We start from the raw sequence: 17,074 nt of genomic DNA, 5'->3' as shown, positions 1-17,074 counted from the left end.
CGGCGCTGAGGCCGCGCATGGGGCCGCGCTAAGGCGGCGCGCCGCGGGCGGCCTCAGTTGCCCTCGCCGGCCTTCTTGATGCCAAGCAGTTCTTCCAGGCCCGACAGGGCCTCGTCGTTCTTGACCACCGTGCGCAGCCACAGGTGCAACGACATCTCGCCCCAGCTTGCGGCCTTGTCGGCCAGGTAGGCGACCGGGCTGTGCGGCTCGGTGCGGCGGAAGAAATCGGCCACCTCGCGCAATTGCGCCAGCGCCTGTTCGCGGGTCTGGATGGGTCCGCGCACGGCGGCAGGCGCGGTTCCATGCGCGGGCGTATCGACGGCGGGAAAGTGATCGGCGGGGGGCAAGGTGGGCTCCACTCGAACAGGAACGGCGGGCGCGGGCGCCGCGGGCGGCGGCGCGGCTGCCAGATCGGCACGAACCAGCAGGCCCGCATCGCGCGCAAAGCGGTGCACCAGTTCCGTGACATTGCGCAGCGACTCGCGCACACGGGAAAACGCCGGGCTCTCATCGCCCAAGCGCTCGTCCAGCGTGCGCTCCAGCTGGGCCAGCGCCTGCGAACAACCTTCGAGCTGCGTGTCCAGCTCGGAATAGAACGACGGCGGCGTATCGCGCCGTGCGGCATCGAAGCGGTCCAGCGTCAGCTTGCCGCGCGTGAGTTCGTTGGCATTGTCCGGCGTCCGCTTGACGGCATTGGCCAGCTGGCTTGCCGCCTCCCACAGCACCGCGCCGTAGCGCGCGCCATCGGCCTGGGTCAGCGGAATCTCGCCGATGAGCTGCTGCGATCGCGACAGCAGCCAGGCCAGATTGCCCACGCGCTGCTGCACGTCGCCGTCTTCCGGCACGGGATGCAGGCCGTCCCAGTAGTCGCGGCACAGCCCATCGATGAGCAGATAGCCGTCACGCAGCCCCGCGAACCCGCGCGTCTTGGCCCAGGCTTCCGCCAGCCACGACGCGATGCGGATGTCCTTGCTGCGCTCGCGCAGCACCGTGGTGCAGATGCGCGCCACCTCGGGCCAATCGGCCTCTTTCAGGTCGATGACCCAATCGCCCTGGTCGAGCTGGGGATCGTCATGCCGGCGCGCCTCGCGGATCGCGTCGAACTCGGGCGAAAACACCAGGTCGACGCCGCAAGGCGCGTCGCCGGGGATCGGAAACAACAGGGCGTTGATGTCGGTCATGGGCGCGGAGCATATGTAAGTAGGCGCAAATCATCCCACAACTGTTTACGCATGACGTTCAAAGATGACACGTCCTATTACAAAGCGCGTCACGATGCTTCGTTATGATCTGCGCTCCGACCAAGGAGCACTCATGACGACGAAATCGATCCGCATGTTGCCCAACGGGCACTTCATCGCCGGCACCCCGCGCCGCGCGCCCGACGGCACCATCGTCGGTGGAGAAGGCCCCATCACCCGAGCCCCGGACGGCACCTACGTGGCCGGCACGCCGCAACGCGCTCCCGACGGCAGCTACAAAGGCGGCGGCGGTCCCGTGCGCATGGCGCCAGACGGCACCTTCGTCGTCGGCCCCGCCCGGCTGGCGCCGGACGGCACGTATCTGTAAACCCATACTTGGCGCGCAACATGTCCCAACGCTCCGTCATCCGCAAGGGCGATAAAACGTCGCACGGCGGCGTCGTCGTGACCGGCGACGAAACCGTCGTCATCTTCGGGCAGCCGATGGCCCGCGTCGGCGACCGCGTCACCTGCCCCAAATGCGGCGACACCCACACCATCGTCGAAGGCGTGCAGAACGTCGGCTCGGACCGACTCACCGCTCTGGAAGGCATGCGCACCTCCTGCGGCGCCACGCTGATCGCCAGCCAGCATTTCTATCAGTTGGAATATGGTTGAGCGATGAGTGGCATTCCTTGCACCGGTGCGCCCGCCTCGCGCCACGGCCTTTCCTGTAGCCGCTTCTGGCTTTCACAGGAAATTGCCGATGACTCAAACCTCCCTTCCCGCGCTGTCCGCCGTTCCTTCCACCCTGCGTATCCCGCTCGCTGCCCGCGCCCTGGGCGGCACGCTGTTTCCACAGCTGGCGGCTGAAGACCGCTACGCCGCCGACGCCTTGCGGCTGATGGGCGACAACGGGCAGACCTGGCTGCGTGACCGGCAAAGCGTGTACGGCGTGCTGGCCCGCACAAGGCGCTTTTGCGAACAGGCGCAGGCCTTCGTCGCCCGCACGCCCGCGGCCCACGTGGTCAACCTGGGCTGCGGTTTGAGCCAGTATCTGCAGTGGATCGACAATGGCGAGCTTCGCATGACCGATGCAGACCTTGCCGAGGTCGTCGCCTTGCGCCGGCGCATTCTGCCTCCGCCGCAAGCGCGGCAGCAGCTCGTCGAGCTGGATCTGAACGATGCGGACTGGTGGGATGCGCTGGGGCTGCCCGCCACGCGCGACGCCGAGCCCGTCTTCCTGATGAGCGAAGGCGTCTTCATGTATCTGGATCCCGCCACCGTCGCGCAGGTGCTTGCGACCTTCGGCGAACGCGCGCCTGCCGGCTCGATACTGACGTTCGACGTGATGTGCTGGCTTGCAGTTGGCCGCGCGGACCGCCATCCCTCGGTCGGCAAGACCGATGCGCAGTTCCGCTGGGGACCGCGCAAGCTCGCCGATCTGACTCGGCCGCACGCGCGGCTGCGCCTGCAACGGCACGATGAGGTGATGCGCGGGTTCAACCCGTTCTATCGGCTGATGCAGCCGGTGTTCAAGGTACTGACGGGGGTTCCGCTTTATGCGGTATACGGCCTGACCGTGCAGGATTGAACATGCCGCCCGGCACGCCAGGAGCGGACTCCTGGCGTGCCGGGCTGACCATTACGGCAGCCAGTTATGCGTGCTGTACCGGTCGTTGTCGATGCGGTTCAGGACCGGCAGACCGGTACCCGAATCCTTGGTCTGCATGTCGATGTAGGCCTGGAACACATCCGCATCCAGCACACCGATGTCCGAGCGGCGCTCGGCCGGCACGTTGGCCAGCGTCGTGTAGCCGTCGCCGCCGGTCGCATTGAAGCTGAGCACGAAGAGGCGATAGGTGCGCGCGTTGTCCAGCGGCAGCCACGTGTTGGTGGCCTGGTCCAGGTACTGGAAGTTGCTGGCGCGGCTACCCTTGGCGTTGGAGGCGGTCACGTCCCAGCGCAGGCCCGCGGCGTAGGGGTAAGGACCGTCCTTGCCGCCCGGCTTGTACGTGGCGTCCAGGCCATCCTCGATCATGGACTTGACCTCGTTGGCGGTCAGATCCAGGCGCCACAGCATGTTGCCGAAGGGCACGACGGCGATCACGTCGGCCGCCGTCACAGTGCCGTTCAGCGCGCGGCGCACACCGCCACCGCTTTGCAGGGTCATGTCGGCCCCGCCGTATTCGGCATTGGCCACGTCCAGATAGGCTTGCGCCACCAACTGCTGAATGTCGCCGCCGCGCAGCGCGACGTTGCCTTCGCTCTCGCAAGCGGGGCTGGCCGCGTTGCTGGCCGGCGTGGGACCCGGAATGCGGCGGAAGCACAGTTCCAGCGGCACCTGGGCGACGTTCGTCTTGCTGAAGCTGTCGATCTTGGCCTTGAACGGTTGCAACACCGACAGCGCGGCGGCGTCCGGCGTCTGCTCGCGCAGGAAGCCGCTGGCCGAGACCCCGGCCTTGAAGGCGGCGCGATCGGCATCGGAGGCCGCCACCAGAGCACTGCCCGACTTGACGCGATAGTCGGTGTCGATCAGCACGTGGGGCGTGCCGGCGCAGTTCGTCACGTCGCCGTTGGCATCGAAGCTGACCTTCAGTTCGCCCACGACTTGCGAGTATTCCCAGGCCTGCACCAGGCAGACCGGCTTGCCGTCCTTGTCGGCCAGACGGGTCGGATAGGCGCCGCCCGGCGTGCCCACCGCCATCGTCTTCATCGAGTCTGGGCCCAACAGCGTGTGCGAATCGCCGCCCACCACGACATCGACACCACTCAGCTTGGCAATCACTTCCTTGTCATAGCCGTAGCCGATGTGGCTCAGCAGGATCACCTTATTGACGCCATTGGCGCGCAGGGCGTCGATCTGCGCCTGCGCCGCCACGGCTTCGTCCGTGAACGTCGTATCCGCGTTGGGGCTCGACGATTCCTTGGTCTTGCTGGCGATGGTCAGGCCGACGATGCCGATCTTCTGCGCATCGCGTTCCACCACGATGGCAGGCTTGATCAGGTCGGTGCCCTTGAGCGGCGAGCTCGCGCCGAAGTTGACGTTCGCGCTCAGAACCGGCGTCTGGCAGGCGCCGGCATGCAGGAAGTCCACAAAGCGCTTCAGGCCGTCGTCGCCCTTGTCGAACTCATGATTGCCGACCGCCATGGCGTCGAAGCAGACCGTGTTCATCAGCGCGGCATCGGCCTCGCCCGGCGCGCCGGCGCGGTTGAAGTACAGCGTGCCGGTCTGGGCGTCGCCCGCGTGCAGCTTCAGCACGTTCGGCGAATTCGCGGCCAGCTGGTCGATGGCGGCCTTCACGCGCGGCATGCCGGCGGCGGACACGGTCACTTCGGTATCGGCCCCGGCCGCGTTCTTCAGGGTCAGCGTGCGGTCCTTGCCGTCCAGCGTGGAGTGATGGTCATTGATGTGAAGGATCGTCAGTTCCAGCGGACGGGCCTGCGCGGGAGGTTCGGTGACGGGCGGCGTTTCGTGGTCGCTGTCGTTGTCGTTGTCGCCGCCGCAGCCGGCAAGCAGTGCCATTGCGCTCATCACTGCGCAGGCCAGCGCATTCCGATTCCAGTGCTTCATTTTCCTTTTTCCCGTGGAGGCTGATCGAGGCCCGAATTCTGTTTGCCGCGTATGACGCAACGATGAATGCAAGCTGAAAACCTTCCGCGCAAGAAAATGGTCGATTTTTAGCGCTCGGACATGCTTTTGACGCGTGACTGGTGTAACGGGTGTGGCGAAGGGAAGGCCGAAGCTTCGTCCGATAAATTCACATGTCGGAATATTCAGTTACAGATTTATCTTCCAAAATTTTTCAGCCGCGCCACACTTCAATACTGGTTCTTCCGCCGACGCCTCCGGCAAATGTGGCGTCGGTTTCGCTGTAACGCATCACAAACACGTATTGATCGGCGACATCACCCGCCGCGTGGTCGGCAATGGCGGCGCGGCGGCGAAGCGATGGGCAGTTGCGCGGCTTGACCGCGAAACGCCGGGGGAACCAGACGGCGCAGCACAAGGAGAAATAGAAAGGAGGCTGTAGATGAAATGCCCCCCACCTTTGCCGACCGAAACCGAGAGGCTGCACGCCCTGTCGGAATACGGGCTGGATCCGCAGCATCCGCTGCCCAGCCTGGACCCGGTCGTGCGCATTGCATCGCGCATGTTCAACATGCCGGTGTCGGCCATCAACATGGTCGGCAGCGACCATGTGTTTTTCGCGGCCAGCATAGGCGTCGGCGACACCGATATGCGCCGTGACGTCTCTTTCTGCGCCCATGCGGTCTTGCAGGACGACGTTATGGTCGTGCCGGATGCGCGCCTCGATGAACGCTTCCACGACAATCCCCTCGTCTCGGGTCCGGCCAGCATCCGGTTCTATGCCGGCGTTTCGCTGAATTCACCGGACGGCCATCCGCTGGGCGCGCTGTGCGTCATTGACACCGAACCCCACGCCGATTTCAGCGAGGACGACAAGGAACGCCTGCGCGAGCTGGCCCGCATGGCGTCCGACCGGCTGGAACTGCGCCGTGTTGAAGTCAGCGCCGAGCGCGCCCGCGCGCGGGCGAAGCTGCCAGCGGCCGGACAGAGAACGAATCACTCACCTGCGCAACGGCCCGCCCCCACTCCCCCCCACAAGCGCCATGACGACGACGCGCGCAAACTGACCGGTTTCGATCCGCTGACGGGCCTGGCCAACCGCGGAGTCTTCTACCGCCGCGTGGAAGACGTGCTGGCGCATCCGTGCGCCGCCGCCATCCTGATGCTGGACCTGGACGGCTTCAAGGACATCAACGACACGATGGGCCATGCGGTCGGCGACGCGATCCTGCGGGAACTCGCGGCGCGCCTGGACGGCACTGCGGGCCCCTGCGACACGGTCGCGCGCCTGGGCAGCGACGAGTTCGCCATCCTGCAGCACGAGGTCGGCGACCTGAAACAGGCAACGGAACTGGCGCAACAGGCGCTGACACGCATTGCCGAACCCATATCGATCCAGGGCCAGGAGCTGCGCCTGACCGCGAGCTGCGGCGTGGCCCTGGCCCCGCTGCATGCGCACGAAGCGCTGGAACTGGTGGGCAACGCCGATCTCGCCTTGGTCAAAGCCAAAGCGGTCGGCCGCGGCCGCATATTCGTCTTCGCCCCCAACCTGCGCCTGGAAGCCGTGGCGCGGCGCCTGTACGGCATGGAGCTGCACCGCGCGGTCGCCAAAGGCGAATTCCTGCTCTTCTATCAGCCGCAGATCAATCTGGCGACCGGCTCACTGACCGGCGCCGAGGCGCTGTTGCGATGGCGCCATCCCCAATTGGGCCTGCTGGCGCCAGGCGTCTTTCTGCCGTCGCTGGAAGGCGGCCCCTTGGCGGGCACGGTCGGCTCATGGGTGCTGAACGAAGCGTGCAGCCAGGCCGCGTTCTGGCGACGCAGCGGTCTGCACGATTTCCGTATCGCCGTGAACCTCTTCAGCGTGCAATTCCGCGAGGGCGACCTGGCGGCCGAAGTCGCGCAAACGCTAGCCCGGCACGGCCTGCCGCCCGAGGCCCTGGAACTGGAGATCACCGAAAACATCGTGCTGAACAGCGACGATACGGTCCTGGAAACGCTGCAGCGCCTGCGCGGCCAGGGCGTGGGCATCTCGTTCGACGACTTCGGCACGGGGTATGCGTCGCTCAGTCTCTTGAAGACGCATCCGATCACGCGCATCAAGATCGACCGCTCGTTCGTCAGCGGAATTCTGGAATCCAACCAGGACGCCACGGTGGTCCGCGCCATTCTGGATGTGGCGCGCAGCTTTGACCTGAACACCATCGCCGAAGGCATCGAAACCGACGAGCAACGCGAACGGCTGCAGGCCGAGCATTGCGAAGAGGGTCAGGGGTATCTGTTCGGAAAGCCGATGGCGGCGCAGCAGTTTGCGCAGACATTCGGGATCGCGACGGCGCTGCGGATCATGGCTTGAAGGCCGCAGCGCTATTCCCTTTCCCAGACCAGCTTTCCGTTGGACAGCGTGTCTTCGCCATCCCAGCGGTACGCCACCAGCGGACCGCCGGCTGCGGCCGACCAGTCCAGGCAGGCGAGCTTGCCGCTCTCGATCTTGGGCTGCCCCTTGAACCAATGGTGGCCGATGAAAACGGGCGCGCCGGAGAGGGGCGTGCGGCAAAAGCCCTCGGGCAATGCCAGACCGCGAATCTGCTCCTCCTGGCCAGCCGGCACCAAGGCGACCTCATGCAACGCACTGGCCCAATCGCGCCAATTGGCAAGCCGCACGTGGTGATGGCGGTGGCCCTCCTTGTCCTCGATGTAGCGGCCGTCAGGCAATGCCAATTCCATTCCTGACGTGAGCAGCTTTCTGGCTTGCTCCAGCTCTGTGCCCTGTTGATGCATCGCCACCAGCATGGCGTCATCCAATGGCTTGCCGTGCACCCAACCCGCATCCGCCAACGCTTTGGCGGCACGATCGTCCCAGCACGCATGCGCAACGCGAATCCCGCCCAAGTCCATGCAGGGCGGCAATTGGCGGAACCAGGCGACCCAGGCGGCATGCTCCCGGCTGCCTTCACCTATCTGATCGATAAAGGCGCCGTGCTGCTTGCGGTTCTTCCGGCACGTCGCCGTATCGCCACGATTGGGTCGCAGGAACTCGCCGGGATGTTGAGGATCTTCGATGGCGTAACCGATGGCGTTGAATTCGTGGTTGCCCATGACGCACAAGGCCTGGCCGTCATCCATCATGGCGCGGACGATTTCCAGGACACGGCGCTGTCCGGCGCCTCGATCGACCAGATCGCCAAGGAATACTGCCTGCCGGCCTTGGGGGGCTTTGTACCCTTTGCCCGCCGGCACATAGCCGAGACAACGCAGCAGCCCCTCAAGCTTCAGATCTTCGCCGTGGATGTCGCCGATGATGTCGTACATGCGTCTTCCTCCATGCCGTCCTCTGCCGATTTTCAGGCAGTAGAACGCAAAAAGCCCACCGTTTCCGGTGGGCTAAGCGCTTGATACTACTAGAGAATTCTGGTGGGCTGTGAGTGGCTCGAACACTCGACCTACGGATTAAGAGTCCGCTGCTCTACCAACTGAGCTAACAGCCCTGCGAGTCACTCACTTTGATCTGCTGCTGCGTTGCCGCTGTAGCGTTTCGTTATGTGTGTGCTGCGAAGAAGAAAGATTATATGGGGCTTTTTTTGTTTGTGCAAGTCGGGTTGCGAAAAAGTTTTAGAAACGACCACATCAGGCCGCGTACCCGCCATCGACGGCCAAGCTCGCGCCCGTGACATAGCGTCCTTCCGGTCCTGCCAGGAATGCGACCATCCCCGCGATGTCGCGCGCTTCCCCATAGTGAGGCAAGGACAGCACTGCCACCAGATCAGCCGCGCGGTCTCCATCGGCCGGGTTCATGTCAGTGTCGATGGGTCCCGGGTGCACGACGTTCACCGTGATCCCGCGAGATCCCAGATCGCGCGCCAGTCCTTGCGTCAGTCCGACCATCGCAGACTTGCTGGCTGCATACAGCGCAACGCCCGCGCGGCCCGCGCGAGGCGCCAGGCAACTGCCGATGTTGATGATGCGGCCGCCATCCGGCATCGAGGCCTGAGCCGCCTGGATGGCGACGAAAGGCGCTCGCACGTTGATGTCCATCGTCCGCTCGTAGTCGTCCAGGCTGGTGTCCGCAACATGCCCGGCCAGAAAAATGCCGGCGTTGTTGACCAGCACGTCGATAGGACCAAGCTCGCGGATGCTGACTTCAACTGCGCGCTTGACAGCGTCGGCGTCCGCGGAGTCGGCCTGGATGGCTTTGGCGCGGCGGCCTTGCGCCGTCAATTCCTGCACCAGCGCCTGGGCGGGTGCGGCCGACGATGCGCTGACATAGGTGAAGGCCACGTCCGCGCCGTCGGCGGCGAGGCGGCGAACAATGGCGGCGCCGATGCCTCGGCTGCCGCCCGTGACGAACGCCACTTTTCCGTTCAAGTTCTGCATGGTCAACCTCGTTTTGTAGTGATCGGTACAAATATCATCGCCGGGCCATTGCGGCGCGGTCAACAATTTTTTATCGATCAACACAAAATAGGCGACACGAGTAAAATCGCGGGCATGGCTGAACGTGGGCGCCCGCGGAACTTCGACCGTGCCCAGGCCTTGCAAAAGGCCATGGAAGTTTTCTGGTCGAAGGGATATGAAGGGGCATCGCTGACCGATCTGACGGAAGCGATGGGCATCAACTCGCCCAGCCTCTATGGCGCCTTCGGTTCCAAGGAAGGCCTTTTCCGCGAAGCCGTCGAGCTCTACCGCGAGACCGAAGGCGGCTCGGCGCGGCGCGCGCTGCTGGCGGCGCCGACGGCGCGCGATGCGGTGCAGGCCATGCTGCTGGCGTCGGCCGAACGTTTCACGGCCCCTGGCCTGCCACCCGGTTGCATGATCGTCCTGGGCGCACCTGCGGGTTGCGACAACCAGCCCGGCGTGGGGAATTTTCTGGGAGACAACCGGCGCGAGATGCAAAGCCGCATCCTCGCACGTCTGAACGCGGGGGCCGCGCAAGGCGAATTGCCCGCCGGGACAGATCTGAAGGGGCTGGCCGCGTTCTACACGACGGTGCTGCATGGCATGTCCATCCAGGCGCGCGACGGCGCCAGCCGCAAGACCTTGCAGGCGGTAGCCCGGCAGGCGATGCGCGCGTGGGACGCCCTGATCTGCGACGCCCCGCCGCCCTCCGGCGTGCCACCGGGCCGCGCCCGCAACTGACGGATACCGTCATGTTCCGCGTCGACCTGCGGCGTCTCATCCTGTGGATCAGCCTGCTGTCGGTCGTCGTGGTGCTTGCGGGCGGCCTGCATGCCAGCTATCTGGTGCAGCGCGGTCTGCTGCTGCGCAATGCCATGGACACGAACCGCATCTATGCGTCCAAGCTGGCGTTGACCACCGATGCGTTGCTCAACGATATCCATCGCTATCTTTCCTACAGCGCCGATGAACTGGCCTACATGGAAAGCCACCCCGAACGCATGGCCGAGGAAACGCGGCGGCAGGAGCAGCAACTGGGGCTTTTCAATTCCAGCTTTGTCGCATCGCCCCAGGGCAAAGTGCTGGCGGTGTCGCCGTCGTATCCGCAATTGCTGGGACATCAATTGGTCAGCGATGCGGTAAAGCAGGCGTTTGCCGCGCGCAAGCCCACGATCAGCGAGCCGTTTCAGGCCAGCAACGGCCGCTGGCAGATCCTCTACACCCAACCGATCTTTTCCCGCGATTTCCGTTATCTCGGCTTTATCGCAGGCTCGCTTTACCTGCACGAGGACAACGTGCTGGATCGTCTGCTGGACCAGCATTTCTACCGCGACGATTCCTTTCTCTACGTGATCGATCGCAAGGGCACGCTGATCTACCACCCCAACAGCGCCCTACTTGGCAAGCCGGCCCCCGACAACGAAACCTTCGCTGCGGCCCGGCGCGGCGAGACGGGCGAGCGGCGCTTCATCGACAATGAAGGCCGCGACATGCTGGCAGGCTTTGCGCCCGTGCCCAGCACCGGCTGGAGCATCATCGCGCAGCGGCCGGTGGACAGCACGCTGGCGCCGCTGGCGGACCTTTTGATGGCCACCGCCCGCAACACCCTGCCCCTGCTGCTGCTATCGGTGGCGTTGATCTGGCTGCTGTCGCGCTGGATCGCGCGCCCGTTGGGACAGATGGCCAGCATTGCCAAGCGCATGCAGGACCCGGATGCCGCGGACCGCATCCGTGCCGTGCGCTCGTGGTATTTCGAGGCCGCGCAATTGCGGCGCGCGCTTCTGATGGGGCTGGCGTCGTTTCATCACAAGCTCAGCGACCTGCGCCGCGAAAACACGACCGACACGCTGACCGGGTTGCTGAACCGCCGCGGCATGGACGAGGCGCTGGCGCTGCTGGGCGCCGAGGGCACGCCGGTGGCCATCGTGGCGATCGATATCGACCACTTCAAGCGCATCAATGATCGCTACGGCCACGCTGCAGGGGATCAGGCCTTGCAGGCGCTGGCCGGTGTGATGCGCGAGGGATCGCGCAGCGATGACGTGCTGACGCGGCCGGGCGGAGAGGAGTTCGTCATGCTGCTGCCGGGCGCCAGCATGGCGGCGGCCATCGCGATCGCGCAGCGGCTGCGCGTGCGCCTGGCCTCCCCGGAAGCAACGCCCCTGCCCGCCCCCATCACCATCTCGGCCGGCGTGGCGCACTATCCGGAACAGGGCGCCACGCTTGAAGCGGTATTCGAGCGCGCAGACCAGGCGCTTTACTACGCCAAGAATCACGGCCGCGATGTGGTGTGCGCGGCCGACGAGGCCGCGCCCGACGGCTTCCGGCTGATGCCCGGGGGCTGACCGCCTACTTCTTGGGCGGCGGCGCCTTCGGCGGCTTGCGCATCTGCTCCAGCAGCGGCCCGCACGCATTCTCGTCGTTGGCGCTGGGCGCGATCAGAGCCAGCAGCCCGGCCGCCGGCGTCAGCAGCACGCCAAGCGCCACCATGCCCGCGCCGCGCGCCGCCAGCGGGGCGACATGCACGCCCACGTCGGGCGATCCGAATGTTCCGCGCACATACAGCGGCGAGCGCAACGAGAAGATGCGAAACCCCTTGCTGTCGGGATCGATGTCCAGATCCATCGTCTCGTCCTTGAAATTGGCCGTGCCGGTGATGGTGATCAACGCGTTGTCGGTGTCAAAAACAAAGATGCGTGGCGTCATCACGCCGCTCTTCAATTCCAGGTCCGCCGCGCCGCAATTGATCTTCACTTCGTCGTCGCCGAACAGCTTGGAGACCACGTAGTTGGCGACGTTCAGACCGGCAAGCTCCATGAGGCTGCGGCTGATGACGCCGTCGTTCACCAGCATCTTGACGTCGCCCGTCGCCGAGCCCAGCAATGCCGCCACGGAGTTGCCGGTGCCGCTGATCGCCAGGTCGCCATTCAGCTCGCCCAGCGTCTTCTGCATGGCTTCGGTCGCGGGAAAGAGCTGCTTGAGCTGCAGGCGGCGCGCGTGCATGTCGATGCGGCCAGTAAGCGGCGCGCGCGAGCCGTCCAGGCGCGCGGTCGCGTTCATGGTGCCGCCTGCCATGCCGAAGCTGAGGGGATCCAGCGCAAGCTTGCCGTCCTGCAGGATGACGTGCACCGACAGCTTGGACAGCGGCAGCTTGCTGTCATGGACGATGCGCGCGGCGTCCAGCGAGACGTCCGCGTCCATGTCGCGCCAGCGGTCCGTGCGGAACTCCTGGGTCGGCAGGACCTTGCCGCCCTTGGGCTTGGCGGGCGCGTCCTTGGATTTGTCCACGGCCGCCTTCGAGCCCCCGCCGGACGGCACGCCGATCAGCGGACCCAGGTCGGCCATTTGCAGGAGCTTGGACGACAGCTTGCCGGTCAGCTTGGGCCGGGGCGCGCCCAACGCAAAGGTGATGTCGCCATGCAGGTCGCTGTCGCCGACTTTGCCGTTGAAGTTCTTGTAGTCGAACACCGCGCCGCCGGGGTTCTGCAGCTTGGCCACCAGATGGCCATCGGTGCTGTAGGGCGGCGTATCCGGCAGCGTCACGCCGGTCAGCGGATAGAGCTGTGCCATGGACGAGCCGGACAGTTTCAGGTGCAGGTCCAGCGCGCCCAGGTTCACGGGGTCGGTCAGCGTGCCCGCGACCGATGCGCGCGTGCCGCCGATGGCCACGTCCGCCTGCAAGGGAAACGGCTGCTTGGGATCCTTCATGGCCAGCATGCCCCCGACCTTGCCCTCGCCCTTGGTGGCCAGCCCCTTGTACTTGCCGTCGACCTTCCAGCCGAACACGTAATCGCGCGGCGCCGGGGCCGTACCGTCTTCGGGCACGAAGGATTTACCCGTCACGTCTGCAAACGGCACGGGCTTGCCGAGCGGATCGACCAGCACGGTCAGGTCGGCCTTGAGCATGTCGTCGGCATAGCCGACGCGCCCCTTGTCGAATCCGATCTCGTTGATGTCCAGCACCCAGGGCGACGGCTCGCCCGATTCCGGCAGGGTGAAGGCCCAATTGGCGCGGCCGTCGGCCAGCCGCTCCAGGTCGGCGGCCGGTTCGGTCAATTGAATGTGGCGAATGACCACGTGCTGCGCCAGCAGCGGCAAGGGCGACAGGCTGAATTCCGCGCGCTTGAGCGTGGCGAAATGCGGCGCCTTGCCCCACTCCGTATTGGCGATCGTGATGTCGTTGGCGACCACGCGCGGCCATGGCACCCAGGACCGCCAGCCCCCTTCACCCGCCTCCCGCTGCCATCGCACGCTCAGGTCGCCGTTGATCGCAAAGGGGCGGCCCATGGCGGCGGTGGCCCGTTCATTGATCATGGGCTTGGCGCGGTTCCAGTCGAAGGTGGCAATCACGATCACCAATACCGCCACCACCAGGGCAATGCCCCCTACAATCCCGATCGCGATTTTTCTTGTGCGCGTCATGGTTACTATCCTTGGCTTGGCTGCCGGCCGCACACCGCTGGCCGGACTGACTACCCCAGGGTATCGCGGCCTGCAGCGACGGTCGGACGGAACGACGCCATAATGTGTGCGGATTTTTCCGGGCGCTCACGCCGTGCAAATTGGACATCGACACGAACGCCCGCCGGGCTGCGCAGCAAGTCACGTGCCTGCGCTTCGACTTCGCCGTTACAAAGAGAGACGACTGAGGACGGCAAAAAGCAGCCATATCGCAAGCCTTCGCCGAATTTTTGACGCCGGCGCGGTTCCAATGCCAAATGATCGAATCCGCCCCAGTCGGGCGGTGAAGCAGGACAACCTGGAGGCCCGATGCGGCATTCAACCTTGATATTCGTGTTGGCGGCGTTCGCGCTGCTGACGTTCAGCCGCCTGGCACTTGCGCTGTGGCAATGGCAGCGCGTGCGCAACGCCGGCGGTCTTGCGCCCTTGCTGCTGCGGGGACTGCGCATCGACGCGCATCAAATCGCGGTGCTGGCGGCCCTGCCGGCCGTGCTGTCGCCGCTGTTCGGCCACATCCCCCTGGCGGCGGACATCGCCGCCGGCTGGTATCTCGTGGCGTTCGTGCTGCTGGCGTTTCTGGAAGTGGCGACGCCGCCCTTCATCATCGAATACGACTCCCGCCCCAATCGCCTGTTTGTCGAATACCTGAAACATCCGCGCGAGGTTTCCGGGATGCTGTGGCGCGGATACAAGGGCGCGCTACTGGGCGGGCTGGGCGCGCTGGCGGTCATCGGCTGGGCCGCCTGGACCCTGCTGGGCCATGCGCGTCCCGACGCGCCGCTGACGTGGTGGCAGATGCCGCTTGCCAGCGTGGCGATTTTGGCGGTGGTGATCCTGGCCATCCGCGGCACGCTGAGCCACCGTCCGATCAACCCGTCTTCGGTGGCCTACAGCTCCGATGGGATGCTCAATACCCTGGCGTTGAACTCGCTGTACAACGTGTTCTACGCGGTCTACAGCATGAAGAATGAAAAGTCGGCCTCCGCCGTGTATGGCGGCATGGACGACGACAAGATGCACGCGCTGGTGCTGGTGCAGTCCGGGCTGCCCTATCCACCGCCGAACCCGGACTACCCCAGCCTGCACCGCCAGCCGGCCACCCGCAAGACGCATCGCCCGCTCAACCTGGTCATCATTCTTGAAGAAAGCCTGGGCGCGCAGTACAGCGCAGCGCTGGGCGGCGCCAACCTGACGCCGGAGCTGGATGCGCTGGCGCGCGAGGCCTGGACCTTCACGCGCGCCTACGCCACCGGCACCCGTTCGGTACGCGGCCTGGAAGCCGTCACCACCGGCTTTCTGCCCACGCCGGCGCAGGCGGTGCTGAAGCTGCCGCGTTCGCAGCGCGGGTTCTTCTCGCTGGCGGATCTGCTGGGCCGCCACGGGTATCACTCGCGCTTCATCTATGGCGGCGAGTCGCACTTCGACAACATGAAGGGCTTCTTCCTGGGCAACGGCTTCAAGCAGATTGTGGACCGGGCCGATTTTGTCGACCCGGCGTTCGTTGGCACCTGGGGCGCCTCGGACGAGGACATGTTCAACCAGTTGGACCGCCTGCTGCGCGAGGACGGCGACCAGCCGACCTTCACCCTGGCATTCAGCGTGTCCAACCACACGCCGTGGGAATATCCGGCCGGCCGTATCGAGACCGACGGCAATCCCGCCACGGTCGAAAACACGGTTCGGTACGCCGACTGGGCGCTGGGCCGCTTCTTCGAAAAGGCCAAGGCGTCGCCGTATTGGGAAAACACCGTCTTCCTGGTAGCGGCGGACCACGACTCGCGCGTGTTCGGCGCCAGCCTGGTGCCGGTGCGCCACTTTCATATCCCCGCAGTGATCCTGGGCGCCGGCGTCGAAGCGCGCCGCGACGACCGCCTGGTCAGCCAGATCGACCTGCCGCCGACGCTGCTGTCGCTGATTGGCGTGGACACCGAACACCCGATGATCGGGCACGACCTCACGCGCAGCACGCCGGGACGCGCGATCATGCAGTACGACAGCACCTACGGGTATCTGAAGGGCGACGACCTGCTGGTGCTGGCGCCCAACAAGACGGCGGTGCAATACCGCTACACCGCGCCCGAGGACTACGCCCCCGCGCCGCTGAACCCCGAACTGGCAACCGAGGCGCTGGCGCATGCGTTGTGGCCAAGCTGGGCTTACCGCGAGGGCCGCTACAGCTTGCCGGGGCAGGCGCCGGTGCAAACCGGGCCGGAGAACGGCCCCCCGGCCTGACACGCGCCGTTCGGCGCAAAGGCGTCAGCCCGCCGGCCGCACGAACGCCTTGCGCTTTTTCTCGATAACGGCGTGGCAATGGCAGCCGGGGCTGTGGTCGTTGACCATGCCCACGGACTGCATGAAGGCATACACCGTGGTAGGCCCCACGAACTTCCAGCCCAGCTTCTTGAGCGCCTTGGACAGGGCCTCGGACTGTTCGGACGTCGAGGCGCCGTAGGTCGATACCTTGGAAGGCGGCGCTTCAAAGCGCCAGAAATACGCGGCCAACGATCCTTCGCGGTCGATCATTTCGAGCGCCCGGGCCGCGTTGTTGATCATGGCTTCGATCTTGCCGCGATGGCGCACGATGCCCGCATCGGCCAGCAACGCCTGGACTTCCGGTTCGCCGAAGGTGGCAAGCTTTGCGGGATCGAAGTTGGCGAAGCCGCGGCGGAAGGCCTCGCGCTTGTTCAGGATGGTGCGCCAGCTGAGTCCCGACTGGAAACCTTCCAGGCAGAGTTGTTCGAACAGCGCGCGGTCGTCGCCTTCGGGACGGCCCCATTCGGTGTCGTGATAGGCCATGTACTCGGCCGACGTGTCCACCCAGCCGCAACGGGCCAGGCCATCTGGAAAATCGGTTTTCGCGGACAAGAAAGCGCTCCTCAGGGCTGATAGGGCACCGATGCTACACCTGCAATGTCCCTGAAAAAAGTCGTAGCGGCCGCAACTCGAATCCAGATAATATTGCCGGCCTTCGGACCCAAGCCCATGTCCCTGCCACTGACCTCGCTCGTTTCGTTCGTATCGCCCGCGGTATTGGCCGCCGACGACCCGTCCGCCAATCCCTGTCTGGACTGCGGCGCCTGCTGCGCGCACTTTCGCGTATCGTTCTACGTCGGTGAACTGGCCGGTGAGAACGGCGGCCATGTGCCGCTGGACCTGGTCACCCAGATGAGCCCCCTGCGCGCCTGCATGAAAGGCACGGAAATGGGCGGCGGACGCTGCATTTCGCTGCGCGGCGAGCTGGGCAAGCCGGGCATTCACTGCGACATCTATGAAAGCCGGCCCACGCCGTGCCGCGAATTCGACATCTGGATGCCGGACGGCTCGCCCAATCCGGATTGCCAGCGCCTGCGGCTGTCGCTTGGCCTGGCGCCGGTGCCGCCCCGGCCGGACGCGGAAAACGACCCGGACGGCCCGGTGCATCCTGACCAGCCCGCCGCCGCCTGAC

The 17,074-nt window shown here is 65.5% G+C and carries 14 protein-coding genes and 1 tRNA gene; 8 read left to right on the top strand and 7 right to left on the bottom strand.

Annotated features, from left to right (window positions below; genetic code table 11):
• Window positions 1–53: 53 nt before the first annotated feature.
• Window positions 54–1,181 carry a type VI secretion system protein TssA gene (gene tssA / locus CLM73_RS04035; RefSeq protein ID WP_105237405.1) on the bottom strand — a complete coding sequence of 376 codons (1,128 nt, stop codon included), beginning with the start codon at window positions 1,179–1,181 and terminating at the stop codon, window positions 54–56.
• Window positions 1,182–1,314: 133 nt separating this feature from the next.
• Between tssA and CLM73_RS04030 the strand changes: the two genes are divergently transcribed.
• From CLM73_RS04030 to CLM73_RS04020, 3 genes are all read left to right on the top strand, one after another.
• Entirely contained in the window at window positions 1,315–1,569 is a 255-nt protein-coding gene (locus CLM73_RS04030; RefSeq protein WP_105237404.1) for a hypothetical protein, read from the top strand.
• Between the two features lie 20 nt (window positions 1,570–1,589).
• Window positions 1,590–1,859: a PAAR domain-containing protein gene (locus CLM73_RS04025; RefSeq protein WP_105237403.1), complete on the top strand. Its 270-nt coding sequence runs from the start codon at window positions 1,590–1,592 to the stop codon at window positions 1,857–1,859.
• Between the two features lie 88 nt (window positions 1,860–1,947).
• Window positions 1,948–2,775 carry a class I SAM-dependent methyltransferase gene (locus CLM73_RS04020; RefSeq protein ID WP_105237402.1) on the top strand — a complete coding sequence of 276 codons (828 nt, stop codon included), beginning with the start codon at window positions 1,948–1,950 and terminating at the stop codon, window positions 2,773–2,775.
• 51 nt (window positions 2,776–2,826) lie between these two features.
• On the opposite strand, the gene CLM73_RS04015 is transcribed toward CLM73_RS04020, so the two are convergent.
• Window positions 2,827–4,755 (bottom strand): bifunctional metallophosphatase/5'-nucleotidase, encoded by a 1,929-nt coding sequence (locus tag CLM73_RS04015; protein ID WP_105237401.1) that lies wholly within the window; start codon window positions 4,753–4,755, stop codon window positions 2,827–2,829.
• 460 nt (window positions 4,756–5,215) lie between these two features.
• On the opposite strand from CLM73_RS04015, the gene CLM73_RS04010 reads away from it, so the two are divergent.
• Complete coding sequence (locus tag CLM73_RS04010) at window positions 5,216–7,129, top strand: putative bifunctional diguanylate cyclase/phosphodiesterase (protein ID WP_105237400.1); 1,914 nt, start codon at window positions 5,216–5,218, stop codon at window positions 7,127–7,129.
• Window positions 7,130–7,140: 11 nt separating this feature from the next.
• On the opposite strand, the gene CLM73_RS04005 is transcribed toward CLM73_RS04010, so the two are convergent.
• The 3 genes from CLM73_RS04005 to CLM73_RS03995 form a co-directional block, all read right to left on the bottom strand.
• Window positions 7,141–8,085, bottom strand: coding sequence for a metallophosphoesterase (locus CLM73_RS04005; protein WP_105237399.1), 945 nt, complete (start codon window positions 8,083–8,085; stop codon window positions 7,141–7,143).
• Window positions 8,086–8,185: 100 nt separating this feature from the next.
• Window positions 8,186–8,261: transfer RNA gene (locus tag CLM73_RS04000), tRNA-Lys, on the bottom strand.
• A gap of 139 nt (window positions 8,262–8,400) precedes the next feature.
• Window positions 8,401–9,147: a 3-oxoacyl-ACP reductase family protein gene (locus CLM73_RS03995; RefSeq protein ID WP_105237398.1), complete on the bottom strand. Its 747-nt coding sequence runs from the start codon at window positions 9,145–9,147 to the stop codon at window positions 8,401–8,403.
• Between the two features lie 114 nt (window positions 9,148–9,261).
• Here CLM73_RS03995 and CLM73_RS03990 point away from each other — a divergent pair, with 114 nt between their 5' ends.
• Window positions 9,262–9,909: a TetR/AcrR family transcriptional regulator gene (locus CLM73_RS03990; protein WP_105237397.1), complete on the top strand. Its 648-nt coding sequence runs from the start codon at window positions 9,262–9,264 to the stop codon at window positions 9,907–9,909.
• Window positions 9,910–9,920: 11 nt separating this feature from the next.
• Window positions 9,921–11,513 (top strand): sensor domain-containing diguanylate cyclase, encoded by a 1,593-nt coding sequence (locus CLM73_RS03985; protein ID WP_105237396.1) that lies wholly within the window; start codon window positions 9,921–9,923, stop codon window positions 11,511–11,513.
• Between the two features lie 4 nt (window positions 11,514–11,517).
• On the opposite strand, the gene CLM73_RS03980 is transcribed toward CLM73_RS03985, so the two are convergent.
• On the bottom strand, window positions 11,518–13,590 hold the full coding sequence (locus CLM73_RS03980) for an AsmA family protein (RefSeq protein ID WP_105237395.1): 2,073 nt from the start codon (window positions 13,588–13,590) through the stop codon (window positions 11,518–11,520).
• Between the two features lie 348 nt (window positions 13,591–13,938).
• Here CLM73_RS03980 and CLM73_RS03975 point away from each other — a divergent pair, with 348 nt between their 5' ends.
• The gene (locus tag CLM73_RS03975) at window positions 13,939–15,861 is read left to right on the top strand and encodes an LTA synthase family protein (RefSeq protein WP_105237394.1); all 1,923 of its coding nucleotides are present in this window, start codon (window positions 13,939–13,941) and stop codon (window positions 15,859–15,861) included.
• Between the two features lie 24 nt (window positions 15,862–15,885).
• Here the strand turns inward: CLM73_RS03975 and CLM73_RS03970 are convergent, their stop codons facing one another.
• On the bottom strand, window positions 15,886–16,494 hold the full coding sequence (locus tag CLM73_RS03970) for a DNA-3-methyladenine glycosylase I (RefSeq protein WP_105237393.1): 609 nt from the start codon (window positions 16,492–16,494) through the stop codon (window positions 15,886–15,888).
• Between the two features lie 117 nt (window positions 16,495–16,611).
• On the opposite strand from CLM73_RS03970, the gene CLM73_RS03965 reads away from it, so the two are divergent.
• Window positions 16,612–17,073, top strand: coding sequence for a YkgJ family cysteine cluster protein (locus CLM73_RS03965; protein ID WP_105241374.1), 462 nt, complete (start codon window positions 16,612–16,614; stop codon window positions 17,071–17,073).
• Window position 17,074: the final 1 nt, after the last annotated feature.

Origin of the sequence: Achromobacter spanius, assembly GCF_002966795.1 — a bacterium.
Lineage (GTDB): Bacteria > Pseudomonadota > Gammaproteobacteria > Burkholderiales > Burkholderiaceae_B > Achromobacter > Achromobacter spanius_D.
The sequence above is the reverse complement of the archived record's forward strand: the minus strand, read 5'-3'. Positions and strand labels throughout refer to the sequence as shown.